This is a genomic window from Buchnera aphidicola (Muscaphis stroyani), assembly GCF_005080865.1.
GTDB lineage: Bacteria > Pseudomonadota > Gammaproteobacteria > Enterobacterales > Enterobacteriaceae > Buchnera > Buchnera aphidicola_AG.
In genome coordinates this window covers 572,875-598,528 of sequence record NZ_CP034861.1, presented here as the reverse complement: position 1 = coordinate 598,528, position 25,654 = coordinate 572,875, and the positions used below count along the sequence as shown (strand labels likewise).

The following is a 25,654-nucleotide window of genomic DNA, read 5'->3' as shown; positions in this document are numbered from 1 at the left end:
TTGCTTCTATTTTATAATAGAATTATATATATCAAAACGATGAGATTTTCCTTTAATAATAAAATCTACTTTTTCTTTTGATAAAGGTGGTGCATAACAAGGACGTTTTACAACAATTCTTTTTTTTGCTAGCTCTTTAGAAAGAGTGATTAAATGGTCACAATCATCATTTTTTCCAATTAGTTTTTGAAGAAATTGCATTTCTTTTTTTGGTAAAGCTGTTTTTTTTTTATCAGGGTACATGGGATCTATATAAATTACATCTGGCTGTAAAATAGGAAGTTTTTTAATCTTTAAACTGTCGTTAAAAATTAAAAATAATCTTTTTTTTAACCAAAAACCTATTTTTTTATCTTTATATCCTCTATCTAATCCGTCTCTTAATAAAGCCATTACCACTGGATGACGTTCTATCATTATGACACGGCATCCAAGAAAAGAAAGTATAAAAGCATCAGATCCTAATCCTCCAGTGAGATCTAAAACAAATGGAAAATATGATTTTTTTATTCCTATTGCTCTGTATAAAATTTCTTTTTTCATTTTAGATTTATAACATCTATAATTATTCTTTTTAGAAGTGAAATCAACTTTTATAGAGCCTTTTTTTGGATTTTCAAGATCATTCAATTCTAATGAATCATGATTTACTACTAAGGCCATTGATGCATTTTTATCATGTTTTAAATTAAGTGAGTGAATTAAATTTTGTATTCTTTTATTATTAAATTTGTAAATTAAATATATTCCCATTTTTATATTATTAATTGACTTTTTAAAAAATGTATTTAGAATGTATACATTGACAGTATTTTATTATAATTACTTTAATTTTTTTTGTAATATGAAATAACTGACAACCTAAATTGTTAATTTTAAGAAAAATAATAATTTTAGACTATTTTTTATAGTTTTAATTATATCAAATAGTAAATAAAAAAGGAAAAAAATATTATGTCACATAACTCTATTAATACAAAAAACGTAAAATTTAATTCAAACGTTTATGAGTATAAAAATTCAAAAAAATTTTTTTTAAAAAATACAGAAAAAAAAATAGAAGATAAAAAAAATTTAAATTTGTTTAGTGATAGCAAAAGCAAAGTATCAATTTCTTTTAATAATAAAATTAATTTTTTAAATACTGATGAAATACATAAAAAATCTTCTTTTTTAAATTTAGAAAAAACAAAAAAAAAGAAAGAAATATATAAATATATTAATTTTAATAAACTTTTTTTAAATTCAAAAAATTTAAAATATATTAAAAATTTTTTTAATCAAAAAAACGAAATAATTCAAAATTTATTTGAGAAAAAAAAACTCTTTTTGAATCAAATTTTAATATAATTGATAATACAAAAAAAATATTTAATAAAATAATTCAAAATATTAATTATTTATGCACATCAAGATCTATTTTTGAAACATTTCAAGATACAATTCAAAACAGCTATAAAAAAATTATAAAAGAAGTATATAAATTTGCTATATATGCTAAAAATGCAGCGATAGAAGCTTTAATTAAATACATTGAAAATCTTAAACAAGTAGTTGAGTCTTCTAAAATTATGATAAAAGCAATCATTGAAAAAATTAGATCTCAAGGAAAGATAAAAATTATCAATACATTTAATAATAATCCACAGCATCCCGAATCTCAAAGTTCATTTCCTGATCTTTTTGTTGTCACTCCTCCAGTTAAAACTCAAGACGAATATTATCCCTTCAACATATTAGAAGAAGATTTCAATTTAAAAGGAAGAAAAAACGTCTTCAAAAAAGAAAAAACTTTCCAAGAAAGAATGGATGAAAGTGCAAAAAAATCTCGTTACGATCATTTTATGAATCATAGAATTTGGCAAGTATCTGACAGATTTAATACCCCTCAAAATATATTTTCAACTATTAATTATTTTAAAAAATCTTACGAAGAATTAATTTTATCTAAAAAATTAGACAGCGATTTTATGGCTGATTCCATTCCATTTTTTATTATCATTGATGGAAGATTAATTTTCTTAGATGATAAATCAAAAATGCAAAAAATATTTAAAGAAATTGTACCAAATGAAGATTATCAGGTATTAATTTCTACATATGCTAATGATAAATTTTTAAATCAACCATTGCTTCAATTGTATTCTGAAAATCCTGAACTTAAAGAGTATGAACTTAAAAATCAAAAAAATATTTACAAAATTAATATGTTAGAAAACGGATCAATAAAGTTAGTTGCTACTTATTTATCTAATTTAGAATTAAAAGATAAAAATTATATTAAAAAATACAGTTTTTTTGGAGTGCGTTCAACAGTAATAGTGTCACCTGAAAATAAACCAATTATAAAATATTCATATTTTGTTCAATAATTTTTATACAAAATATTAAACAATTGTTTTTTAATAGGGTATCATATGTATACCCTATTATTTTTAATTTTTAAAATTATTAATGAATAAAAATACAAAAATACTAATTATTTTAAAGACAGTTTATTCAATTTTTTTAAAGAAGCAAAATATATTTTTTTAGGAAGATATGGTTTAAAATTTCCGTTATATTTTGCTATTTCTTTTACGAACGATGAAGATATAAATGATACTTCTTTAGAAGAAAGAAAAAAGACGCTTTCTAGATGTGGATAAATTTGTTTATTAATAGCAGCTAATTTAATTTCATAATCGAAATCAAATATTGTACGAACTCCTCTAATAAGAACTTTAGAATTTTCTTGTTTTGCTAAATTAGCAACTAAATCATTAAATCCAATTATTTTTTTTATGTTTATTAAATGAGATGTAGCAATTTTTGTTAATTTTATACGCTCTTTTAAGTTGAAAATTGGTTTTTTATGAAAACTTTCAGAAATTGCAATAATTATGTGATCAAAAATTTTTGAAGCACGTGTGATTATATCTAAATGTCCATATGTAATTGGATCAAAAGTACCAGGATATATTGCATTTTTATTCATTTTTTAATCTATAAGTAATTTTTTTGAAAAAATATTTATGAATATCTTTTTTAGAAATTTATTTTTATATCATACTAAAATATTTACAATAGTAATATTAATATTAATTTTTTTAAGATTAAAATTATTGTCAACAATAATAAAAAATTTAATTTTTTAATAAAATACTTATTAATGACATGAAAGTACTTTATGAGTTAAATTAATTATAATTTTAAAAATTTTTGAAAAATAAATTTTATAACCTTAAACTTGCTTAAATTCAGTAGTATTGTTTTTTATTTTGTTAAATGATAATAAAAATTCATTGTTAAAGTATTAAATTTAAATAAATTTATAGAAATTTTATTTATTTTTATATTTTTTTATTGAGAAATAATTCTTTATTAATAAAATTTAAAATTTACATTTTGTTATTCATAAAATGCTTAAAATTTTTTATTAAGATTTAAGTATTTTTTGTAGATAAACTAATAAAATAATTTAATCAAACAAATTTTTTAAAGAAAGTACTATTAAATTAAATGTATTTAATTACATGAATATATTTTAAAAAAGTTTATTTTTTACTAATTTTTTATTAATTTATATTGTGAAATGGTAAATTTACCAGTAACTTTCAACTGTGATATGACCAGGTGCACGTCTTAAATTTTTTTTCATATTTTTATGAGTTTTTAAAAAATTGTAAGTATCTTTAATCATATTAGGATTTCCACATAGCATAATATGAGAATTTTTTTTATTTATATTTAAACCAATTTTTTTTTCTAAAGATTTATTACTTAATAAAAAAGGAATTCTTCCAACTAAAGAATATTTACTTTCCTCTTGACTAAGAATAGTTTGAATTTTTAACTGCCCGTCGTATATTTTTAAAAGTTTTTTCATTAATGGTAAATAGTTTAATTCATTTTGATATTTTGCAGCATGTACTAAGACAATTTTTTTAAATCTATGAGTATTTTTTCTTTCTTGTAAAATAGAACAGTAAGGACCTATAGCTGCACCTGTAGCAAACATCCATAATATTTCAGAATCTGGTATTTCATCTAAAACAAAGAAACCATATGCGTTTTTTTTAATAAAAATTTCACTTCCATTTTTAAGATAATACAACTGATTACTTAAATTTCCATTAGAAATTCTCCTAATATAAATCTCTATATTTGTATCATTAGGAGCATTAACGTAAGAATAAGCTCTTTGAATTTTTTTTTTATTAAAATCTTGTAACGCTAATTTAGTAAATTGTCCGGCTTTAAAAGAAGATATAGATGCTCGTAAAATAAGACTAAATAAATTTTCAGTCCATCTATTTATTTCTAAAACTGTCGCTTTAATCCATGGATTCATTATTTATCCTAAGTTACTTATAAATTATTTTTATCATTGTACTTTTATTTTTTAATAATAAGTACAATGATGTAATTAATATCTAAAAATTGTTATTTTATTAAGGATTTTAAAAAATTATTTTTTTTCAATAATTTTATTATTTTTTTCCGTAGAAATTAGTATTTTTTTAGGTTTTTCTTCTTCTGGAATTTGACATTCAAAATTTAACACTAGTATACCTAAAGATAATTCTGCTCGTTGAACTTTAATTTTATGGTTTAATTTAAATTGAAGAGAAAAGTCGCTAATTGTTATACTTTTATGTAGCCATTTTATTAATTCTTCTTTTTCTTTTTTTTGTTTCTCTTTTTTTCCAGTAATTAACAGTTCATTATTATGTACAGATATATCTAATTCTGATTCTTTATATCCTGGGATACTGATTGATAATTTATATTGTGTTTCACTAATTTGACATAGATTGTATAAAGGAGTATCAGATATTGGTTTTTCTCCAGTTAAAGTGCTAAACATTTTATCAATTTGATTAAATCTATTTGAAAAAACACTGTCGTGATGAAAACTTGGTATAAAAGAAAGAGAACGATAAGACATAAAAATCTCCTTGATACTTTTTATATTGAAAAATATTTGAATTTTATACACTAAAAAGTTTCTTCTTTCTATTGATATAGGGTATTTTTTGTTTTTTTCAATAGAAAAAATAAATTTTTTATTAAAAAATATTCATCCATTCGAATATTTACAACAATGGACAAATATTTTAATTATTTTAATACAACGAAAAACCTTACAAAATAAAACGACTAAGATCCTCGTTAGATATTAATTGATCTAAATGTTTTCCTACATAATTTGAGTCAATTTTAATTTTTTTTCCATTGTTATCGCTTGCGTTAAAAGATATATCTTCCATTAATTTCTCTAGTACAGTATGCAACCTACGAGCTCCAATATTTTCCATAGATTCATTAACTTTCCAAGCAGCTTCAGCAATATTTCTGATTCCGTCTTTAGTAAAATTTATAGAAACACCTTCTGTTTCCATAAGTGCTTTATATTGTTCAGTAATAGATGCTTTTGGTTCTGTTAATATTTTTTCAAAATCATTAATTGTAAGTGCTTGTAATTCTACCCTAATTGGAAGACGTCCTTGTAGTTCAGGGATTAAATCGGAAGGAGTAGATGTTTGAAAAGCTCCAGATGCAATAAACAAAATATGATCAGTTTTAATCATTCCATGTTTGGTAGATACAGTACACCCTTCAATTAATGGCAGCAAATCTCGTTGCACTCCTTCTCTAGAAACATCTGGTCCAGAAGAATCTCCTCTTTTACATATTTTATCAATTTCGTCTACAAAAACGATTCCATTTTGTTCTACTTCGTGAATGGCTTCTTTTTTAATTTCTTCTGGATTTACTAATTTGAATGCTTCTTCTTCTGTTAATAGAATTATTGCATCTTTAATTTTGAGTCTTCTTCTATTTTTTTTGTGATTTCCTAAATTTTGAAATAAAGACTGCAATTGATTTGTTAGTTCTTCCATTCCTGGAGGAGCCATTATTTCTACACCCATAGAAGAAGATAATACATTAATTTCTATCTCTCTTTCATTCAACGTACCTTCTCTTAATTTTTTTCTAAATTTTTGTATAGTTTTTATTAAACTTTCATTTTTTTCAGTTTCTGTCCAATTATTTTTTGGTCTTGGAACAAGAACATCTAAAATTCTTTCTTCAACTATTTCTGCAACTCTTGCTTTATTTTTTTTTATTTTTTTGATTCGGATCATTTTAATTGCAGCATCTGTTAAATCTCGAATAATAGAGTCAACTTCTTTACCTACATATCCTACTTCAGTGAATTTAGTGGCCTCAACTTTAATAAAGGGAGAGTTTGCTAATTTAGCTAAACGTCTGGCGATTTCTGTTTTTCCTACTCCAGTTGGACCTATCATTAAAATATTTTTAGGCGTAATTTCGTGACGTAATTCGCTATTGAGTTGCATTCGACGCCAGCGGTTCCTTAATGCAATAGATACAGCTCTTTTTGCTTTTGATTGACCGATAATAAATTTGTCAAGTTCAGAAACAATTTGAGGAGGAGTCATATCAGACATGGAGATAATCCTTATTTTTCTGAAATTAGTTTTTTTATAGTAAAAGTGTGATTGGTATAAATACAGATGTTTGCAGCAATTGTTAGTGATTTTTCTACGATTTGATTAGCATTAAAATTAGTGTTTTCTATTAATGCTCGAGCAGCGGATTGAGCGTAACTTCCTCCGGATCCTATAGCTATTAAGTCATCTTCAGGTTGTATTACATCTCCATTTCCCGTAATAATTAAAGAAGTATCTTTATCAGCTACAGCTAGTAAAGCTTCAAGTTTTCTCAGCATTCGATCTGATCTCCAATCTTTAGCTAGTTCAATAGCAGAACGCTGCAATTGACCTTGATAAATTCCTAGTTTTTTTTCAAACATTTCAAATAAAGTAAAAGCATCTGCAGTTCCGCCTGCAAAACCAGCAATAACTTTTTCGTGATAAAGAGTTCTAATTTTCTTTACGTTACTTTTCATGATAGTATTGCCTAAAGTTGCTTGACCATCACCTCCAATTACTACTTGGTTTTTTAATCTTACGCTTAATATTGTGGTCACGAGAAAAACCTCTTAAATATCGTTTTTATTTGAAATAAAAAATTTTTATTAAATTTTAATTTATATTAAAAATATTTATATTTTTCTTAATTAATTTTACATTTTGGAAATATTTTTAAAATCAAAAAGGAAATATTTTTTATCAGATAACTGTAAATCTTTTATAAATTTTCTAATTTTTTAATATATTTCCATTTATTTTTAGGTTTTGGAGGTAATAAATTATTATTTTTTGTATCTTGATCATTAATTTTTTTTTGTGTTACATTAGTTTTGATTGCGTTTATTTTAAAAAAAATAAAAAAAATAAAAAAAATAAATATAATTGATGTTAAAAATATATATATTTTAGATTTTATTTTTTTTTTTTTCAAAATACACCGAATTAATTTTGTTTGAATTATAATGCATATGTTTTTATGTATCTTTTTTGATAAAAATTATTTATTTTTTAGTATTTTAATCGATAACAGTTTTTTGTGTTACATATTATTGAAAATATTTAGGAACTTTCATGAAAAAAAAAATCCATCCTTGTTATTCTAAGATAACAGCCACTTGTTCTTGCGGAAATATTGTTCAAGTTTTTTCTACTATTAGTCATAATTTAAATTTAGATATATGTTCAAAATGTCATCCATTTTATACAGGAAAACAAAGAACTATTGATACTGGAGGTCGCGTTGAAAGATTTAAAAAACGTTTTAAACTTACTGAAAGAAAATAGCGTTATATTTATTTAATTTTTTATTTTAAGCGTCTTTAATTAATAACTTTTAGATGCTTATAAAATATTTTTAACTATATGAAAATATTTTATACATTTTTCAGTATGATTCTCTTTTTAATCTAAGAGTGAAACACATAGCTTTAATTATTTTTCTTATTTTTTTTTGAATAAAAAAATTTTTTTAAAGCGTGATAGATAGAGTAAGCAATATGATTTTGATAGTTTTGTGTTTTTAATTTTTGTTCTTCTTTAAAATTTGTAATAAAACCAATTTCAATTAATAAAGAAGGCATATTAATTGAACTTAAAATTCCGAAGTTTGCATAGTTTGGATTTTTTTTATACAGTTTAGTATTTTTTTTAAGTTCTTTAAGAATACAATCAGATAAATCAATTTCCATTTTTTGAAAATTATTAAATTGAAAATTAAGAATAGATTTTTTTAAACCAATGTTAAGTATATTTTTATTTAAAATTTTTTGAATCTTTTTTTCAAAAAATATAATTTCTTTATTATTTTTTAAATAATTATTAATTTCTCGATTCATTCTGTTATTTGAAATTATCCATGTAGAGGCTCCTGACACGTACGCTTTTTTAGAAGAGTTGACATGAATAGATACCAATAAATTGGCGTAATGTTTTTTAAAATACTGTTTTCTCTTTTGTACTGAGAGATTACAGTCATTTTTTCTAGTTAAAATTATCTGAAATCTTTTTTCTTTTTCGAACAGTTTTTTGATTTTAAGAGCTATATTTAGAGTTACTTTTTTTTCTTGTAATCCTGAATGTCCTATTGCTCCAGGGTCTTTTCCTCCATGTCCTGGATCTATTAAAATGATAATTTTTTCATCTATAATGAAACTAAAATTTGTTTTTGATTTTTTTTTTGAAATTATTTTTTTTGATGAGATCTAATGATATCTTATTAAGATAATATTGATTTGAAGAAATATTATTGGCATGCACCTGAAAAATAAATAAAAAGAAAGAAAAAATCATCCACTTATAAAAACAATAAAAAATCATAAATGTTTTCCTTAATTTTCTATGCATTTAATATGAATTAAATATTTTATTAAAGGAATTAGTGTTTCAATATTTGAGTAAGTTTTTAATGAATAAAAACTTATAATTCTGTTTTTATAAAATAATTTTATATTGATGTTTAATTCTTAATTAATTGACATATATTATAAATTTTTTTATTTTTAGTATAAAAATGGAAAAAAATTTTTATTTTGAAAATAGCACTTTGCTATCATATGATTGGAGCGGGAAACGAGATTTGAACTCGCGACCCCAACCTTGGCAAGGTTGTGCTCTACCGCTGAGCTATTCCCGCAAATTTTATATTTTTTAATGAATACATTTTATCTAGATAAAAAATATTTTTCAAGCTTTCTTTTTTAATTTTTATATAAAATTATTTTTTAATTAAAACATATAAATTATTTCTTATTATTTGAGACATAAATCTGTAAGTAAAAAATTTTTTTTATAAAAATTTAATTCTTTTATAGATTCTTGAATATCTTGAAGTGCTGTATGAGTGTGTTTTTTTTTCATTCTTTTAAAAATTACAGGATTCCATCTAGAAACTAATTCTTTGAGAGTACTAACATCTATACATCGATAGTGAAAATAATTTTCTAAATCGGGCATATACTGAAATAAAAATCTTCGATCTTGAGTGATGCTGTTTCCGCACATAGGAGATGATTTAATAGGAACCCATTTTTTTAAAAAAACTATAGTTTCTGCTTCAGCTTTACGTTCATCATACAAACTTGTTTTGACACGTTTTATTAAACCATTTTTTTCATGAACACGAACGTTCCATTTGTCCATTAGTGAAATATTTTGTTGATTTTGATGTACTGCAATAACTGGCCCTAAGGAAATGACATTTAAATTAGAATCTGTAACTAATGTTGCAATTTCAATAATACGATGAACACTAGGATTTAATCCTGTCATTTCCAAATCAATCCAAATAAGATTGTTATTTTTCATATTTTATATTTATTAGAATATTGTGGTTTTTAAATAAAAGCATACTTAGTTAAAGGATATAGCAATTTTTTAAATTTTTATTAAAATTGAATTAATTTTATTTTTAAATAATTTTAATTTATTTTCTAAATTTTTTCTGGTTTTGTAAAATACAAATTCAGTAAAAAATAAAAAATTAAGTTTTTTATTAAAAAATTGTAAAACTATAATTAAGTAAATATTTAAAATATATTGAAATAAAAATTTATAATACTAATGCTGATTTGTTTTTTAAAATTATTTTTAAATAATATTTATATGATAAAATATAAAAATATTTTTTATAATTTTTAACATTTAAAAGAAAAAAATATTAAGATGAACAGTAAAAAATTTTATATTTAATTAATAAAAGAGGTAGATTTTTATGAAAAATATTAATTTAATTCATACTGCGTCTTGGAAAGATTTAAAAAATCACTTTAAAAAAATAAAAAATATTCATTTAAGAGATCTTTTTTCAGTTGATATCAATCGATTCAATAATTTTTCTATTGTATTTAATAATGAAATGTTGGTTGATTTTTCTAAAAATCGAATAACTTATGAAACTATGATCAAATTATTACATTTAGCTGAAGAAATGAATATAAAATCCGCCATCAATTCAATGTTTTCCGGAAACTCAATTAATTATACAGAAGATCGACCTGTATTGCATATAGCATTACGAAATCAAACTAATTATCCAATTATAGTCGATAAATGCAATATAATGACAAAAATTAATAATGTTCTTGAAAAAATGAGATTATTTTCAAATCTTGTTATTAGTGGCAATTGGAAAGGTTATACTGGAAAGTCTATCTCCGACATTGTAAATATTGGAATTGGAGGTTCAGATTTAGGTCCGTACATGGTTACAGAAGCGCTCCGTCCATATAAAAATCATTTAAATATACACTATGTTTCAAATGTAGATGGTACTCATTTGTGCGAAATTTTAAAAAAAATAAATCCAGAAAGAACGTTATTTTTAATAGCTTCTAAAAGTTTTAAAACAGATGAAACAATGACTAATGCGAATAGCGCAAAAATATGGTTTTTAAAAAAATCAAAAAATTTACATGCACTAGACAAACACTTTTTTGCCTTATCAACTAACATTAAAAATGTTTTAAAGTTTGGTATTAACTCAAACAATTTTTTTGAATTTTGGAATTGGGTAGGTGGTCGATTTTCATTATGGTCTGCAGCGGGATTATCTATTATTTTATCAATTGGATTTGAAAATTTTAAAAAGTTTTTAAATGGAGCTCATGATATGGATAATCATTTTCTAAACACTAGTTATAGCAAAAATATTCCAATATTACTTGCTTTAATTAGTATTTGGTATGCTAATTTTTTTGGTTCTGAAACTGAAGCTATACTTCCATATGATCAATATATGCATCGTTTTTCAGCTTATTTCCAACAATCTAACATGGAATCTAATGGAAAATCTGTTGATAAATATGGAAGAAAAGTAAGGTATCAAACTGGTCCTATTATTTGGGGAGAGCCTGGAACAAATGGTCAACATGCGTTTTATCAATTGATGCATCAAGGAACTAAATTAATTCCTTCTGATTTCATTGCTCCTGTTTTGTCTCATAACGAAATAGGACATCATCACCTTAAGCTAATATCTAATTTTTTTTCACAAACTCGAGCATTAGCTTTTGGAAAATCTAAAGAAACTATCTTAAAAGAGTTGATATTATCTGGAAAATCAGATATTGAAATAAATAGAATTTTACCTTTTAAAGTATGTAAAGGAAATCAACCAACTAATTCAATTCTTATAAGAAAAGTTAATCCTTATAATTTAGGAGCGTTAATTGCTTTATATGAGCATAAAATTTTTGTTCAAGGTCATATTTTAAATATTTTTAGTTTCGATCAATGGGGAGTGGAAATAGGAAAAGAATTAGCAGAAAATATATATAGTTATTTAAATCAAAAAAAAGAAGATAAATGTTATGATTCTTCGACTCATGGTCTCATCAATTTTTATAATTCTTTTATCAAGTAAGTATGTATTTTTGATTTAATTATCAAAAATATTTAAATTAAAGGTTTTAGATCTGATTTTTTATATTTTTTAGTTACCTAGAATGAGTGGTTAATATGTTGATGTTGATTAAATCAAAAATACAAATTTTTGGTCGATTTTTAAGTAATATGATAATGCCAAACATAAGTATATTTATTGTATGGGGCATTATGAGTGCATTATTCACATCTTCAGGATGGCAACCTAATAAAATTATAGATCAGAAACTGATATCAGCTATAATTTTTTATCTTTTGCCATTACTTGTTGGATATACTGGGGGAAAATTAATTGGATCTGAAAGAGGAGGTTTAGTAGGGATTATAGCTACTATGGGAGTAATAACTAGTACTAGCATACCAATGCTTTTAGGAGCTATGATTGTTGGTCCATTGGGAGGTTGGAGCATAAAATATTTTGATAAAAAAATAAATCACAAAATCACAAATGGATTTGAGATGTTAGTAAATAATTTTTCTATTTCTGCAATTGGAATATTATGGTCAATAATTTCATTTTATACTATTGGACCAACTATTGAATGGATTTCCAATGCTTTGGGATTTTTAGTAAATTCAGCAGTTAATCATAATTTATTACCTATTCTTGCTATTATTATAGAGCCTGCTAAAATATTTTTTTTAAATAATATAATCAATCACGGAGTATTTTCAATTCTAGGCATTCAAGATATTTCTCAAAAAAATAGTTCTATATTTTTTTTAATAGAATCAAATCCTGGTCCAGGATTAGGAGTTTTAATGGCATGGTTTTATTTTGGTAAAGGAGAATTGTCTAAATCTTCTGGAGCAGCTTCTATTATTCATTTTTTCGGAGGAGTTCATGAGATCTATTTTCCTTACGTTTTAAATAAACCAAAATTAATTTTTTCTCTTATTTTAGGAAGTATGACGGGCATTTCTCTGCTTACTTTTTTACATGGTGGACTTTTTTCAGCAGCATCACCTGGATCTATTTTGTCTGTTATAGCAATGACTCCTAAAGAATGTTATTTAGCCAATGGAATTGCAGTATTTTTTTCTTTTCTAGTTTCTTTTATTATTTCTTCTATATTATTAAAGTGTAATATAAATAGTTCTTTTATAAATAATGAAAATGTCATAATTAATCCTAAAAATGGCTTAAATTTACTTAAGTTAAATAGAAACAATTGTAATTTTAACTCTATTAATTTTGATAATATTCAAAAAATTGTAGTTGCTTGTGATGCTGGTATGGGATCTAGTGCAATGGGATCAAGCATGCTTCAAAAAAAAATAAAAAAAGCTAACTTAATGCATGTTTCTGTATCAAACATGGCTATTGATTTGCTTTCTAAAGATATAGACTTAGTAATTACTCATCAAGACTTAACTAATCGAGCTAAAATATACGCTCCTAATTCTCAACACATATCTTTAAAAAATTTTATCAGTCATGATTTTTATGATAATTTAGTAAAATGTTTAAAAAAAAATAAAATATGTAAAAAAGATCATAAAATCAATTTGATTGATGATCAAAAAGAAAAAAAATTAACTAAAAGATTTGAATTTAGAAAAGAAAATATTTTTTTAAATCAGCATGCCAATAATAAAGAAGAAGCAATTAGATTCATTGGTAATAATCTTGTAAAACAAGGATATGTAAAATCTAATTATGTTGATTCGATGTTAGAGCGAGAAAAAATAACTTCAACTTGGCTTGGAGAGTCAATAGCTTTACCACATGGCACAATTGAAGCTAAAAACGACATTTTAAAAACTGGAGTAATTTTTTGTCAATTTCCTAAAGGAGTTCTTTTTGGAGAAAATATTGATGATATTGCGTATCTTGTTATTGGTGTTGCTGCCAAAAATAATGAACATATCACGCTAGTTAGCAGCATTACTAATGCGTTAGATGATCGAAAAATAATTAAAAAATTATCTCAAACAAGTAGTGTGCAAGAGGTTTTATCTCTATTAAGCGCAAAATAGTGCAATTTTATATCTTTCAAAATTTAATATTAAATTGTTAAAAAAATTTTAATTAGGATTCTTTATGCAAGCATTACATTTTGGAGCGGGAAATATTGGACGTGGTTTCATTGGAAAGTCATTATCAGAATCTGGTTTTAATGTAATATTCTCGGATACAAATCAAAATCTAGTTGATTCTATAAATTATCATAAAGAATACAACATTAAAATTATCGGCAATCAGAAAGAAAATTTGATTAAGATTAAAAACATTCATGCTATTAACACTTGTAATGCAGAAATTACAAAAATAATTACACAAGTAGACTTAATTACTACTGCTGTAGGAATTTCCTCATTAGAAAAAATTGCAGGTGTTATTGCAGATGGTATTAAACTTAAAGTTAAAAAAAAATCTTTTAAAATATTAAATATTATTTCTTGTGAAAATAAAATCAAAGCTAGTTCTTATTTAAAAAAAAGAATCTTGAATATATTACCTTTAAAATATCATAATTATTTATTCGAATATATTGGTTTTATAGATTGCAGCATAGATACAATTGTACCTTTTAGTAATCTTGTTCAAAAAAATAATTTATCCATCATAGCAGAAGATTTTAGAGAATGGATAGTTGATCGTTCTCAATTCAAAGGAATTGTACCTAAAATTGTTGATATGAAATTAAGCGACAATTTAGATTTTTTTATTAATAGAAAAATATTAACTCTAAACACTGGGCATGCAGTAGCTGCATATTTAGGTTCAATAAAAAAATACAAAACAATATATGAATCTCTTTTAGATTTAAATATTCGAAAAATTGTTCAGAATGCAATGCAAGAAAGTGGTAATTTTTTAGTAAAACGTTTTAATTGTGATCAAAATAATCATTTATCTTATATTAAAACAATTTTTTCTCGTTTTGAAAATCCTTTTTTATCAGATAGTCTTCAACGTGTAGCACGTAATCCAATTCAAAAATTAAGTAAAAATGAAAGATTAATTAAACCATTACTAGGAGCAACAAAATATAAAACACCTTGTTTTAATTTAATTAAAGGAGTTTCAGCTGCATTTCACTATAAAAACAAAAATGATTTAGAATCTATAAAAATATCATCTTTAATTAAAAAATTTGGAATTAAAGAAACTATAATAAAAATATGTGATTTAAATCAAGATAATAAGATAATTGATTTAATTGTTTTAGAATATCATTCTATCTTAAATAATTTTTTATAATTGATTACATAATTTTAATATTAAAAAGTAATTTTTTTACACTTTTTCTTTAATCATTTTTAAAAATAAAATATTAATTATTTAAAATTTTTTACAATATATTTTTTGAAAAAGCTTAATCACCTAAAAATATTTTTGATAAAATTAAAAAATTGTTATAAGAATATTTTATGATTTATAATATTAAATTTTTTAATCAGGTTTTAAACTTTAAATATATATTTAAAAAATATCTAACATTGTTATGTTAAAAAATTAATATTTTTATAGTAAAATAATAATAAAATCTTTTCGAACATCATTTCAAAAAAATAATAAACAACAAAAAAATGTTAGTCTAAATTTAAATTTTTTCTTATTCTTTAAAAATCAATACGTTATTTTAACTGTTTTTTAATCGTTTAATATAAAAAATATTTTTTAAATAAAGTTTTATACATTTTAAAAACATGAACTTTAATAATCGAGATAAAAAAATTGTAATTTTTTTAATGGGTCCAACTGCTTGCGGAAAAAGTCAAGTAGCGATTAACTTAAGAAAACATTTGCCAATCGAATTAATTAGTGTAGATTCAGCTTTAATTTATAAAGGAATGGACATAGGTACAGATAAACCTAGCATTTTTGATTTGTTAAATCATCCTCATCGATTAATAAATATTAAAGATCCGATAGAAAGTTATTCAGCTTCTGAATTTTTAAACGATGCTTTAAGTGAAATTTCAGATATTATTAAATCAAATAAAATACCTTGCCTTGTTGGTGGTACAATGTTTTATTATAAAACCCTTTTAAAGGGTCTTCCTATTTTACCACCATCAAATTTTAAAATTCGCGAATATTTATTACAAAAAAAAATAGAAAAAAATTTTTTACATGAACAGCTGTTATTAGTAGATCCAATTTCTGCTATTCGTATTCATAAAAACGATCATCAAAGATTATTAAGAGCATTAGAAATATTTTATATTTCTGGTAAAAATTTAACAGAATTAACAAATGAAAATAATTATAAATTACCATACACTGTTGTTCAATTTGCAATTATACCGCCAAACAAAAATTGGATAAATGAAAAAATTAAATTAAGAGTAAAAAGAATATTAAATGCAAATTTTCAAAAAGAAGTAGAAACGTTATTTTTTAGAGGGGATTTAAGTTTAAAACTTCCATCAATTAGATGTATAGGATATCGACAAATGTGGAAATATCTTGAATATAAAATCAGTTATCGAGATATGTTTTATGAAATTATTTATGCTACTAGAAAATTAGCAAAACACCAATTAACATGGTTAAATAAATGGAAAAATATTAACATATTAAAAAGTGATCTAAATGCTATTCAAATAATTACTAAAATATTTAAAATTATTATAAACAAAATAAGTATTTAAACAGACACTAAATTTTTTAAAATTAATGAAACTAATCATACATTGAGGCATACAATGGCCTGGAAGAAACCAAAAGATCACGCATCTAAACTTGATCCGTGGGGTAAAAAAAAGGATGAAGAAAAAAAAATAAAAGATCAAGATCAAAATGATAAAAAAAATCCCATTTTAGATGCAAAAAATTTTTTATACAATATTAAAAATGTTATTTTTATAAAATCTTGTTCTTCAAATTTATTTAAAAAAAAATTTCATCCTTTTACTATATTAATTTTTACAAGTGCAATTATTTGGTTTTTTAGTGGTTTTTACACCTTAGAAGAAGCAGAAAGAGGAGTTATTACTCGTTTTGGAGAGTTTGTTTATGTAGCAAAACCTGGATTGAATTGGAGACCAATTTTTATTGATGAAGTTAAAATCATTAATGTTAAAACTACACGTGAATTAGCAGCGTCGGGAATTATGCTGACTTCAGATCAAAATGTTATTCGTGTTGAAACAAATATTCAATATAAAATTGTTCATCCAGTTGATTACTTATTTTCTGCATCATATCCAGATAAAAGTTTAAAACAAGCAGCAGATAGTTCTTTAAGCGACGTAATTGGATCTTTGACTATGGATAAAATACTAAATGGAAGGGGAATTTTAGTAGGTAGAAGTATTCAAAAAAAAATTAAAAAAACTATTAAACCGTATAACATGGGAATAGCTATATTAGATGTTAATTTCAAAACCGTTAAACCTCCAGAAGCAATTAAAAAAGCTTTTGATGACGTAATTTCTGCTCGTGAAAATCGAGAACAATATATTCAAGAAGCTGAAGCATATTCTAACGAAATTCAACCCAAAGCAAAAGAAAAAGCTGAAATAATTTTAAAAAAAGCCAGAGCTTATTCTTCTCGTATCATATTAGAGGCCGAAGGAGAAGCTGCTCGATTTTCCAAAATATTACCTGAATATAGAAAATCTAAAGCAATGACTCTTAAACATTTTTATATAGAATCTATGGAGAGATTATTAAGTCATACTAAGAAAATTTTTACTGATTCAAAAAATAATTCAATGTTTTTTTTATCTTTAGATAAAATATTTTCTAATTCTGCATTAGTTAACAATTCATTATTAAATAATGTTCATATTAAAAAAAATCATACTTTATCTTTAAAAAAAAATAAAGAAATTGATTATTTTTCTTCATTATCTCCTAAAAATATTCTAGAACAGAGATATATCGATTCTCTGAGAAATGATGTTAAAAATTCAGAGAGAAAATAAATATGAATAAATTTTTTGTCAGCTTAATAAGTACATTATTTCTAATTTTATCTTCTTCTTTTTTTATTGTTCATGAAGGAGAACGTGGAATTTTGTTACAGTTTGGAAAAGTTTTAAAAAACCATGAACAAAAAACTATAGTATATAATCCTGGATTTCATTTTAAATTTCCTTTTTTTGAAACAGTTAAGATACTTAATTCACGTTTACATACTGTTAATATTGATTCAGATCATTTAATTACCAAAGAAAAAAAAGATTTAATTATTGACTCTTATATAAAATGGCGAATAAGTGATTTTAGTCGTTATTATCTTTCAACCGGGGGAGGGGATAAATTTCAAGCTGAAGCGTTTTTAAAAAGAAAGTTTAGTGATTTTTTACATTCTAAAATAATTAATTTGAATATTAAAGAAATTATTTCTGATTCAAAAAGAAAATTAATTACAGATGTGCTTAATTCTTTAAATAAAAACGAAATTGATAATGAAAAAGAATCATTACATAATACGAATAGTATTACTTCATTTGGAATTGAAGTCTTAGATGTTCGCATTAAAAAAATCGATTTTCCAATTACAGTTTTTAACGCTATATGTAATCGAATGAGATCAGAAAAAGAATTTATAGCAAAAAAGTACCGTTTTCAAGGTCGAGAAAAAGCGGAAAAGTTAAAATCAGAAGCAAATTATAAAGCATCTATGATGCTAGCAGAAGCTCGAAAAAAAGCTTTAATTATTAAAGGCGAAGGAGAGGCTAAAGTAATTAAGATATTTTCAGAAAACTTTAGCTCAGAACCTGATTTTTATTTTTTTATTCGCAGTTTACAAGCTTATGAAAATAGTTTTAAAAATAATGAAAATATTATGTTAATTGATTCAAACAACAACTTTTTTCAATATATGAAAAATAATTTAAATTCATAATTATTTTTTAAAAAAATTAAAAAATATTGACTAAAATAAGGTTTTTAAAAATGAATAAAAATGTTGCAATCTTAGGCACGCAATGGGGTGATGAAGGAAAAGGCAAAATAGTTGATTCTTTGACTTTAGAAAATTCATATGCAGTCAGATATCAAGGAGGACATAACGCAGGTCATACTTTGGTAATTAATGGAGAAAAAATTGTTCTTCATTTGATTCCATCTGGAATATTACACAAAAATGTCACTGGAATTATTTCAAATGGCGTAGTTATTTCTCCGATTGCGTTGTACAATGAAATCAAAATGTTAGAAAATAAAAAATTTTTTATTAAAGATCGTCTTTTCATTTCCCATTCCGCTCCTTTAATACTACAATATCATGTCGAAATGGATATTGCTCGAGAAAAAAAATTAGGTATCAATGCGTTAGGAACAACTGGAAGAGGAATTGGTCCTGCATATGAAGACAAAATTGCTCGTCGTGCTTTAAGAGTTGAAGATTTAAAAGATGAAAAAAAATTATCTATTCGTTTAGAAAAAATTGTTGATTATTACAATCATCAATTAGTTTCTTTTTACAAACAAAAATCTATTGATTATAAGATTATTTTGAAAAATTTATTACCTTCAATAGATTTAATTCAAGGTATGATTAAAGACACAACTTTCATTTTACATAATGCTATTTTTCATAATAAAAAAATCATTTTTGAAGGTGCGCAAGGTAGTTTTTTAGACATTGATCATGGAACATATCCTTATGTTACATCTTCTAACAGTACCATAGGAGGTTTAATTACTGGAACAGGAGTTGGGCCAAAATATTTAGACTACATATTAGGAGTAACTAAAGCATACACTACACGAGTAGGATACGGTCCTTTTCCTACTGAATTGTTTGATGATATAGATAAACATTTTTCTCATAAAGGTCATGAATTTGGATCAACGACAGGAAGAAAAAGAAGAACAGGTTGGTTGGATGCAGTTGCTTTATGTCGATCAATAAAAATTAATTCCTTATCTGGTTTATGTATTACAAAGCTAGACGTATTAGATGGATTAAAAGAAATAAAAATTTGTATAGCTTACAAAAACATTAAAACTTTAGAAATTAATACGTCGTTAAATGATTGCAAAAACGTAGAGCCAATATATGAAATTCATCCAGGATGGGTTGTCAAAACTTCAGGAATAAGAAAGATGACAGATTTACCTGCTGAAGCACGCAATTATATAAATAGAATAGAAGAAATAACTCATATTCCTGTTGACATGATTTCTACAGGTCCTGATCGTTCTGATATTATATTAATTAGAAATCCTTTTTTTATTAAAAAACAAATTATTTAAAAAATTTACTTTTTAATACTATCTCAAATTGCTTATGCGGAGAAGTAAATATGGTAGTAAATCCCTACCAAAAAAAAGAATTAAAAAATAGAAATCTTATCCCGAGTCGGGAATGCATTCAATTATGGTTGAGGCAATCTAAAAATCCAGTTAATCAAAAAAAAATAGAAAAAGTATTTAAAATTTACAAAAAAGAAGAAAAACAAGCTTTAAAAAAAAGATTAAGATCTATGGAAAAAGATCATCAAATCTTTTATACTCCAAATCATTGCTATGCCAATCCAGAAAAAATCAAAATAATTCAAGGAAAAGTAATAGGCCATAGGGATGGTTATGGTTTTCTTAGAACAGAAACATTAAAAGATGATCTTTGGTTGTCTTCTCAAGAAATGAAATTATGTATTCATGGAGATTTTATTTCTGCTTATATTGAATGTTCAAATAAAAAAGGCCGAAATTCAGCCAAAATTTTAAAGATATTAAAACCTAATAAAATTTTAATCATAGGACAGTGTTATACAATTGAAAAGAAACAATTTGTCATTCCGAATGATACTCGGTTTAATTTTAAAATTTCTATTATTAAATCAATTAATTTGAACATTTTTGATGGATCAATTGTAGTTGTAAAATTAAAAAGAAATCTAATAACAAATAGTAAATTTTTAGGCATAATAGTAGAAATTCTCGGAAAAGAAATGGGAACACGTTTAGCAATAGAAATTGCGTTACGTACACATTCTATTCCTTATAAATGGTCTAAGAAAATTCAAAGTCAATTGTTTAAAATTCCAGAAAATATAAAAAATTCATTTAATTTTAATAACCGAACTGATTTAAGGCATCTTCCTTTTTTTACTATTGATGAGCATGATGCACGTGATTTTGATGATGCCGTTTTTTGTAGAAAAAAAAATAATTCAGAAGAGGGATGGGATTTATGGGTAGCAATTGCAGACGTAAGTCACTATGTAAGGCCTCATACTGCTTTAGATAAAGCAGCTTTAGAAAGAGGTAATTCTATATATTTTCCTTCGTTAGTCATACCTATGTTGCCAGAAAAAATCTCTGTAGACTTATGTTCTTTAAACCCTTATCAAGAACGTTTATGCTTAATATGCGAAATGAGTTTGTCAAAAAAAGGAGAATTAATTAAATATAAACATTATGAAGGTATCATATGTTCTCAAGGTCGTTTTACATATGATGAAGTTTTTAAAATTTGGAATGGAGATATGTCATTAAGGATAAAGTATAAAAAAATATTAAAATATTTAGATAATTTGTTTTCTTTACAGAAAATTTTAAATCAATATAATATTTCAAAAAAAGGCATTTATTTTGAAAATATAGAACCAAAATTTATTTTAAATTCAAATTTTAAAATTAAAAAAATTTATCAAAATATTAGAAATGATGCGCATAAATTTATTGAGTCGTGTATGATTTTAGCAAATATAGCTTCCGCTTCGTTCGTCGAACAATATAAATATCCTGTTTTGTTTCGAAATCATGATAAACCTAATAAAGAAAATGTTATAAATTTTCGTTCTATTTTAAGTAAACTAGGATTATCGTTGTCAGGAGACGAAATTCCAAAATCTATTCATTATTCAAATTTACTAAATCAAATTTCAAATCGTCCTGATTATGAAATGATTCAAATTATTTTATTAAGATCAATGAAGCAAGCAGTATATTCTCCAGAAAATCGTGGTCATTTTGGATTATCCTTGTCAAGTTATGTTCATTTTACTTCCCCTATTAGACGTTATCCTGATTTATTATTACATCGAACTATTAAACATTTATTATGTAAAAAAAATAAAAAATTTTTAAATAAAAATTATTTATTAGACAGTAATTTGTTCAATGTTAACGAAATAAAAAAAATAGGAGAGCATTGTTCAATTACTGAAAGGCGCTCAGATAAAGCAACTAGAGACGTTATAGATTGGTTGAAATGTGATTTTATGGAAAAAAAAATTGGACATGTGTTTACTGGAGTTATTTCTAATATAACTGCATTTGGTTTTTTTGTTCGTTTAAATGATTTTTTTATTGATGGATTAGTTCATATAGCAACTTTAGTCGATGACTGTTATTATTTTGATTCTGTTGAATTAAAACTTATCGGTAAACTGAAATGTAATACTTATTCTTTAGGAGATGCTTTAACGGTAAAAGTTATAGGCGTTCATTTTAATGAACGGAAAATTGAATTATCTTTATATAAATCTTTTTAATTTAATGTTTTATAAAATTAAATTTTATTGATTTTTTTTTAAAATTAAAATAAAATGTATTAAATTAGCTATTTTTTTAAAAAAGTTCCTTGCTTCCTTGGAAAATAGCTATTACTTAACTATAAGGAAGCTCAAAATCCAAAAGGAGCCTTTTGTGCGTCATTATGAAATTGTATTTATGGTTCATCCGGATCAAAGCGAGCAAGTGCCACAGATAATTAAAAATTATCAAGATATAATTAATAAAGGTTTTGGAATTACACATCGAATAGAAGATTGGGGTCGACGTCAGTTATCATATTCTATCAACAAATTACAAAAAGCACATTATGTTCTAATGAACATAGAAGTTTCTTCTGAAACAATTAATCAATTAGAAACTGATTTTCGATTTAATCATTCAATTATTAGAAATATGATTATATCTGTTAAAAAATCAATCAAAGAAGCATCTCCCATGATTAAAATCAAAGATGAGCAAAATAAAAAACAAATTAATTGAAAAATAACATTTTCTTTTAAATCTAGAAAATACAATTATAAATAATATGTTTTAATTAAAATTTACAGAATATTTATTTCATTATTAAAATTTTATTTTTTATTAAAATATACTTATTATATAAACATTATTTTTTTACAATTATTTTGGAGAAAATATAAATGGCACGTTATTTTCGCCGACGAAAATTTTGTCGATTTACTGCAGAAAAAATTAAAGAAATAGATTATAAAGATATTTCTACGTTAAAAAATTACATCACAGAAAGTGGAAAAATTGTTCCAAGTCGTATTACTGGTACTCGATCAAAATATCAACGTCAATTATCTAGGGCAATTAAAAGAGCACGTTATCTTGCTCTCCTTCCATATACTGATCAACATCACTAGCAATAAATTGTTTTATGTTTAATAAAAAGAGATAAAATATAATGGAAGTTATTCTTTTATCAAAGATGTATAAATTAGGTGATTCCGGGTGCATTGTAAATGTAAAATCTGGATATGCTAGAAATTATTTAATTCCGAAAGGAAAAGCTATTTTAGCTAATAAAGAAAATGTAAATTCTTTTAAAGCTCAAAAAATTGCTCTAGAACAAGAAAATATTAGCAAATTAATTATAGCACAATCCAGAGCAGAAAAAATTAAATTAATAAAATCTATAACTATTTTATCAAAATCAGGAAAAGAAGGAAAAATTTTTGGATCAGTAGGAATTAGGCATATTATAAAAGAATTTTCATTATTAGGCATAAAAATAAACAAGAAAGAGATTCGATTACCGCATGGTGCACTTCGAAAAATTGGAAAACATTCAATTGTTCTTCAACTTCATCATGAAGTGCATATAGATTTTTTAGTAAACATTATTGATAAAAATTGATATTTAGAGATTCTAATTAATAATTTATAATGTCTGAAATGGATGTTTTAGTATGTTGAAACACATTTGTCAATTGGCACGTGATGCAGGCAATCACATCATGAAGCTTTATTTCTCTAAAAAATTAACATATAAATTTTATAAATTAGATAATACTCCAGTGACTAATGCAGATCATGAAGCTCATGAAATAATTTATAAAAAATTGTTATTAATAACTCCTAATATTCCAATAGTGTCCGAAGAAGGATTTTATAATTTAAAGATGATCAAAGGATATAAAACTTATTGGCTAATTGATCCAATAGATGGAACTAAAGAATTTTTAAAAAAAAATGGAGAATTTACTGTCAATATTAGTCTAATTAAAAATGGAAAACCTACTTTAGGAGTAATATATGTTCCTTTTTCTAAAGTATTATACTATTCTGATAGTAAAAAATCCTGGAAGTCAATAAATAACAGTTATGAAAAAGAAATTCATGTATCTAATTCTAAAATACCTGTTGTAGTTATCAGTCGATCACATCCTGACGTAGAATTAAATAGTTATCTAAAAAAATTAAAGAATTATAAAATTTTAAAAATAGGATCATCTTTAAAATTTTGTTTAATTGCAGAAGGAAAAGCGCAAATTTATCCTCGTTTTGGCAATACAAATATATGGGATACTGCTGCTGGTAGCGTGATTGTTTCAGCAGCTGGAGGGCAAGTTAGAACATGGAAAGGAAAAAAATTGAATTATTTAATATCAACTTCTAATTCTTTTAAAAATTCCGGCTTTTGTGTTCTATCATCATAATTTTCTTAAAAAATATTTTTAAAAGTAGTATTATGAATAATATTAAAATCAAAATTTTAGATCCGTATATAAAAAAAAATTTTCTTTTACCTATTTATGAAACTTTAGGATCATCTGGATTAGATTTAAGAGCATGTATTGAAAAAAAAATAAAATTAGTTTCCAAAGAAACTATTTTAGTTCCTACTGGTGTCGCAATTTATATTGAAAAACCTAATATTACAGCACTTATCCTGCCGCGTTCTGGTTTGGGTCATTACAAAGGAATTATTTTGGGAAATACAGTTGGAGTAATTGATTCTGATTATCAAGGGCAATTAATGGTATCTCTTTGGAATCGAAGTAAAAAAGATTTTTTTATTAATCCTTATGATAGAATTGCTCAAATTATTTTTGTGCCAATTATTAAAGCAAAATTTAAAATTGTTAAAGATTTTAATAAAACTTCTCGTTTTGATAAAGGTTTTGGTCATTCTGGAGTATAAAGTCAATTACTTTTTAACTAATTCCGTATTTTTTACGATATTGTATCAACATAGATAGATATTGATGGAGTTCTTTTTTTTCTAAAATGTATGAAATTAGATCTGTAATTGTAATCATAGAAATAATTTTATATTTTTTTTTATTTTTAAAATTTTTTAATTCATAAAAATTTCTCTCTCCTTTTTCTTTTCTATCTAGCAATACAAATACAGAGGATATTTTTGCTTCTTTTTTTTCAATAATTTGAATAGAATTATTTAAAGCTTTTCCTGAAGTTACTACATCATCTAAAATAATAATTTTTTTATTTTTAATTTGAGAGCCAATTATATCTCCTTTTTCTCCATATTTTTTTTGTTCTTTTCTATTAAAAGAATAAGGAATATTAAGATTATAGTAATTTTTTAGTGCGATAGCAGTGGCTACTACAATAGGAATTCCTTTATAAGCAGGACCAAATAATACATTAAATTTTATTTTAGAATGAATTATGGAATGTGCATAAAACAAACCAATTTTATTAATGTCTTTTCCACTAGAAAGTGTTCCAGAATTAAAAAAATAAGGACTAGTTCTTCCTGATTTTAAGATAAATTTTCCAAATTTTAATACTTTTTTTTTAAAAGAAAAATCAATGAATTCTTTTTTCCATTCCATAAAAATTAAATCCTGATTAATAAAAATTTAAAACAATTGTACTGATTAAAATTTTATTAAGATATATAATATATTTATTTAAAAATTTTTTG

The 25,654-nt window shown here is 23.9% G+C and carries 26 protein-coding genes and 1 tRNA gene; 17 read left to right on the top strand and 10 right to left on the bottom strand.

What is annotated here, in order from left to right; all coding sequences use genetic code 11:
* Positions 1-6: 6 nt before the first annotated feature.
* The gene (locus tag D9V75_RS02845) at positions 7-753 is read right to left on the bottom strand and encodes a class I SAM-dependent methyltransferase (RefSeq protein WP_158344001.1); all 747 of its coding nucleotides are present in this window, start codon (positions 751-753) and stop codon (positions 7-9) included.
* Positions 754-954: 201 nt separating this feature from the next.
* Here D9V75_RS02845 and D9V75_RS02840 point away from each other — a divergent pair, with 201 nt between their 5' ends.
* Both D9V75_RS02840 and D9V75_RS02835 read left to right on the top strand, forming a co-directional pair.
* Positions 955-1,350 carry a hypothetical protein gene (locus D9V75_RS02840; protein WP_158343999.1) on the top strand — a complete coding sequence of 132 codons (396 nt, stop codon included), beginning with the start codon at positions 955-957 and terminating at the stop codon, positions 1,348-1,350.
* 221 nt (positions 1,351-1,571) lie between these two features.
* Positions 1,572-2,372 carry a hypothetical protein gene (locus tag D9V75_RS02835; RefSeq protein ID WP_158343998.1) on the top strand — a complete coding sequence of 267 codons (801 nt, stop codon included), beginning with the start codon at positions 1,572-1,574 and terminating at the stop codon, positions 2,370-2,372.
* Between the two features lie 107 nt (positions 2,373-2,479).
* On the opposite strand, the gene coaD is transcribed toward D9V75_RS02835, so the two are convergent.
* From coaD to hslV, 5 genes are all read right to left on the bottom strand, one after another.
* Positions 2,480-2,977, bottom strand: coding sequence for a pantetheine-phosphate adenylyltransferase (coaD, locus tag D9V75_RS02830; protein WP_158343996.1), 498 nt, complete (start codon positions 2,975-2,977; stop codon positions 2,480-2,482).
* Between the two features lie 606 nt (positions 2,978-3,583).
* Positions 3,584-4,333 carry an FAD-binding oxidoreductase gene (locus tag D9V75_RS02825; protein WP_158343994.1) on the bottom strand — a complete coding sequence of 250 codons (750 nt, stop codon included), beginning with the start codon at positions 4,331-4,333 and terminating at the stop codon, positions 3,584-3,586.
* A gap of 117 nt (positions 4,334-4,450) precedes the next feature.
* Complete coding sequence (locus tag D9V75_RS02820) at positions 4,451-4,930, bottom strand: Hsp20 family protein (RefSeq protein WP_158343992.1); 480 nt, start codon at positions 4,928-4,930, stop codon at positions 4,451-4,453.
* A 196-nt stretch (positions 4,931-5,126) separates the two neighbouring features.
* Complete coding sequence (gene hslU / locus D9V75_RS02815; RefSeq protein ID WP_158343990.1) at positions 5,127-6,458, bottom strand: HslU--HslV peptidase ATPase subunit; 1,332 nt, start codon at positions 6,456-6,458, stop codon at positions 5,127-5,129.
* Between the two features lie 11 nt (positions 6,459-6,469).
* Positions 6,470-7,000: an ATP-dependent protease subunit HslV gene (hslV, locus tag D9V75_RS02810; RefSeq protein WP_158343988.1), complete on the bottom strand. Its 531-nt coding sequence runs from the start codon at positions 6,998-7,000 to the stop codon at positions 6,470-6,472.
* Positions 7,001-7,514: 514 nt separating this feature from the next.
* Between hslV and rpmE the strand changes: the two genes are divergently transcribed.
* Positions 7,515-7,727, top strand: coding sequence for a 50S ribosomal protein L31 (rpmE, locus tag D9V75_RS02805; protein ID WP_158343986.1), 213 nt, complete (start codon positions 7,515-7,517; stop codon positions 7,725-7,727).
* Positions 7,728-7,870: 143 nt separating this feature from the next.
* Here the strand turns inward: rpmE and D9V75_RS02800 are convergent, their stop codons facing one another.
* Positions 7,871-8,527, bottom strand: a complete 657-nt coding sequence (locus D9V75_RS02800; protein WP_261979452.1) for an N-acetylmuramoyl-L-alanine amidase — start codon at positions 8,525-8,527, stop codon at positions 7,871-7,873.
* Between D9V75_RS02800 and D9V75_RS03060 the strand changes: the two genes are divergently transcribed.
* A complete protein-coding gene (locus D9V75_RS03060) occupies positions 8,469-8,648 on the top strand; it encodes a hypothetical protein (protein WP_261979426.1) in 180 nt (59 codons plus the stop codon). The genes D9V75_RS02800 and D9V75_RS03060 overlap by 59 nt on opposite strands.
* A gap of 352 nt (positions 8,649-9,000) precedes the next feature.
* On the opposite strand, the gene D9V75_RS02795 is transcribed toward D9V75_RS03060, so the two are convergent.
* Positions 9,001-9,075, bottom strand: a tRNA-Gly gene (locus tag D9V75_RS02795).
* Positions 9,076-9,191: 116 nt separating this feature from the next.
* Positions 9,192-9,746 (bottom strand): oligoribonuclease, encoded by a 555-nt coding sequence (orn, locus tag D9V75_RS02790; protein WP_158343982.1) that lies wholly within the window; start codon positions 9,744-9,746, stop codon positions 9,192-9,194.
* A 406-nt stretch (positions 9,747-10,152) separates the two neighbouring features.
* Here orn and pgi point away from each other — a divergent pair, with 406 nt between their 5' ends.
* The 13 genes from pgi (at position 10,153) to dut (ending at position 24,904) form a co-directional block, all read left to right on the top strand.
* Positions 10,153-11,802, top strand: a complete 1,650-nt coding sequence (gene pgi, locus D9V75_RS02785) for a glucose-6-phosphate isomerase (protein ID WP_158343980.1) — start codon at positions 10,153-10,155, stop codon at positions 11,800-11,802.
* 95 nt (positions 11,803-11,897) lie between these two features.
* Positions 11,898-13,802: a PTS mannitol transporter subunit IICBA gene (locus D9V75_RS02780; protein ID WP_158343978.1), complete on the top strand. Its 1,905-nt coding sequence runs from the start codon at positions 11,898-11,900 to the stop codon at positions 13,800-13,802.
* 64 nt (positions 13,803-13,866) lie between these two features.
* Entirely contained in the window at positions 13,867-15,030 is a 1,164-nt protein-coding gene (locus tag D9V75_RS02775; protein WP_158343976.1) for a mannitol-1-phosphate 5-dehydrogenase, read from the top strand.
* Positions 15,031-15,521: 491 nt separating this feature from the next.
* Positions 15,522-16,427, top strand: coding sequence for a tRNA (adenosine(37)-N6)-dimethylallyltransferase MiaA (gene miaA / locus D9V75_RS02770; protein ID WP_222836968.1), 906 nt, complete (start codon positions 15,522-15,524; stop codon positions 16,425-16,427).
* Between the two features lie 54 nt (positions 16,428-16,481).
* A complete protein-coding gene (gene hflK / locus D9V75_RS02765; RefSeq protein WP_158343972.1) occupies positions 16,482-17,705 on the top strand; it encodes an FtsH protease activity modulator HflK in 1,224 nt (407 codons plus the stop codon).
* Positions 17,706-17,707: 2 nt separating this feature from the next.
* The gene (gene hflC / locus D9V75_RS02760; RefSeq protein WP_158343970.1) at positions 17,708-18,631 is read left to right on the top strand and encodes a protease modulator HflC; all 924 of its coding nucleotides are present in this window, start codon (positions 17,708-17,710) and stop codon (positions 18,629-18,631) included.
* 50 nt (positions 18,632-18,681) lie between these two features.
* Positions 18,682-19,986, top strand: coding sequence for an adenylosuccinate synthase (locus tag D9V75_RS02755; RefSeq protein WP_158343968.1), 1,305 nt, complete (start codon positions 18,682-18,684; stop codon positions 19,984-19,986).
* A 50-nt stretch (positions 19,987-20,036) separates the two neighbouring features.
* Entirely contained in the window at positions 20,037-22,232 is a 2,196-nt protein-coding gene (gene rnr, locus D9V75_RS02750) for a ribonuclease R (protein ID WP_158343966.1), read from the top strand.
* 154 nt (positions 22,233-22,386) lie between these two features.
* A complete protein-coding gene (gene rpsF / locus D9V75_RS02745; protein WP_158343964.1) occupies positions 22,387-22,734 on the top strand; it encodes a 30S ribosomal protein S6 in 348 nt (115 codons plus the stop codon).
* Positions 22,735-22,895: 161 nt separating this feature from the next.
* Positions 22,896-23,123: a 30S ribosomal protein S18 gene (gene rpsR, locus D9V75_RS02740; protein ID WP_158343962.1), complete on the top strand. Its 228-nt coding sequence runs from the start codon at positions 22,896-22,898 to the stop codon at positions 23,121-23,123.
* A 41-nt stretch (positions 23,124-23,164) separates the two neighbouring features.
* A complete protein-coding gene (gene rplI / locus D9V75_RS02735) occupies positions 23,165-23,617 on the top strand; it encodes a 50S ribosomal protein L9 (protein ID WP_158343960.1) in 453 nt (150 codons plus the stop codon).
* Positions 23,618-23,669: 52 nt separating this feature from the next.
* On the top strand, positions 23,670-24,419 hold the full coding sequence (gene cysQ / locus D9V75_RS02730) for a 3'(2'),5'-bisphosphate nucleotidase CysQ (protein ID WP_158343959.1): 750 nt from the start codon (positions 23,670-23,672) through the stop codon (positions 24,417-24,419).
* 29 nt (positions 24,420-24,448) lie between these two features.
* The gene (dut, locus tag D9V75_RS02725; protein WP_261979451.1) at positions 24,449-24,904 is read left to right on the top strand and encodes a dUTP diphosphatase; all 456 of its coding nucleotides are present in this window, start codon (positions 24,449-24,451) and stop codon (positions 24,902-24,904) included.
* A 13-nt stretch (positions 24,905-24,917) separates the two neighbouring features.
* Here dut and pyrE read toward each other — a convergent pair whose 3' ends face one another.
* Complete coding sequence (gene pyrE, locus D9V75_RS02720; protein ID WP_158343955.1) at positions 24,918-25,562, bottom strand: orotate phosphoribosyltransferase; 645 nt, start codon at positions 25,560-25,562, stop codon at positions 24,918-24,920.
* Positions 25,563-25,654 lie beyond the last annotated feature (92 nt).

Bases quoted from the DNA above. Each gene is read 5' to 3' on its own strand.
- D9V75_RS02845 (WP_158344001.1), bottom strand. From the start codon at position 753: ATGGGAATATATTTAATTTACAAATTTAATAATAAAAGAATACAAAAT.
- D9V75_RS02840 (WP_158343999.1), top strand. From the start codon at position 955: ATGTCACATAACTCTATTAATACAAAAAACGTAAAATTTAATTCAAAC.
- D9V75_RS02835 (WP_158343998.1), top strand. From the start codon at position 1,572: ATGATAAAAGCAATCATTGAAAAAATTAGATCTCAAGGAAAGATAAAA.
- coaD (WP_158343996.1), bottom strand. From the start codon at position 2,977: ATGAATAAAAATGCAATATATCCTGGTACTTTTGATCCAATTACATAT.
- D9V75_RS02825 (WP_158343994.1), bottom strand. From the start codon at position 4,333: ATGAATCCATGGATTAAAGCGACAGTTTTAGAAATAAATAGATGGACT.
- D9V75_RS02820 (WP_158343992.1), bottom strand. From the start codon at position 4,930: ATGTCTTATCGTTCTCTTTCTTTTATACCAAGTTTTCATCACGACAGT.
- hslU (WP_158343990.1), bottom strand. From the start codon at position 6,458: ATGTCTGATATGACTCCTCCTCAAATTGTTTCTGAACTTGACAAATTT.
- rpmE (WP_158343986.1), top strand. From the start codon at position 7,515: ATGAAAAAAAAAATCCATCCTTGTTATTCTAAGATAACAGCCACTTGT.
- orn (WP_158343982.1), bottom strand. From the start codon at position 9,746: ATGAAAAATAACAATCTTATTTGGATTGATTTGGAAATGACAGGATTA.
- pgi (WP_158343980.1), top strand. From the start codon at position 10,153: ATGAAAAATATTAATTTAATTCATACTGCGTCTTGGAAAGATTTAAAA.
- D9V75_RS02780 (WP_158343978.1), top strand. From the start codon at position 11,898: ATGTTGATGTTGATTAAATCAAAAATACAAATTTTTGGTCGATTTTTA.
- D9V75_RS02775 (WP_158343976.1), top strand. From the start codon at position 13,867: ATGCAAGCATTACATTTTGGAGCGGGAAATATTGGACGTGGTTTCATT.
- miaA (WP_222836968.1), top strand. From the start codon at position 15,522: ATGGGTCCAACTGCTTGCGGAAAAAGTCAAGTAGCGATTAACTTAAGA.
- hflK (WP_158343972.1), top strand. From the start codon at position 16,482: ATGGCCTGGAAGAAACCAAAAGATCACGCATCTAAACTTGATCCGTGG.
- hflC (WP_158343970.1), top strand. From the start codon at position 17,708: ATGAATAAATTTTTTGTCAGCTTAATAAGTACATTATTTCTAATTTTA.
- D9V75_RS02755 (WP_158343968.1), top strand. From the start codon at position 18,682: ATGAATAAAAATGTTGCAATCTTAGGCACGCAATGGGGTGATGAAGGA.
- rnr (WP_158343966.1), top strand. From the start codon at position 20,037: ATGGTAGTAAATCCCTACCAAAAAAAAGAATTAAAAAATAGAAATCTT.
- rpsR (WP_158343962.1), top strand. From the start codon at position 22,896: ATGGCACGTTATTTTCGCCGACGAAAATTTTGTCGATTTACTGCAGAA.
- rplI (WP_158343960.1), top strand. From the start codon at position 23,165: ATGGAAGTTATTCTTTTATCAAAGATGTATAAATTAGGTGATTCCGGG.
- cysQ (WP_158343959.1), top strand. From the start codon at position 23,670: ATGTTGAAACACATTTGTCAATTGGCACGTGATGCAGGCAATCACATC.
- pyrE (WP_158343955.1), bottom strand. From the start codon at position 25,562: ATGGAATGGAAAAAAGAATTCATTGATTTTTCTTTTAAAAAAAAAGTA.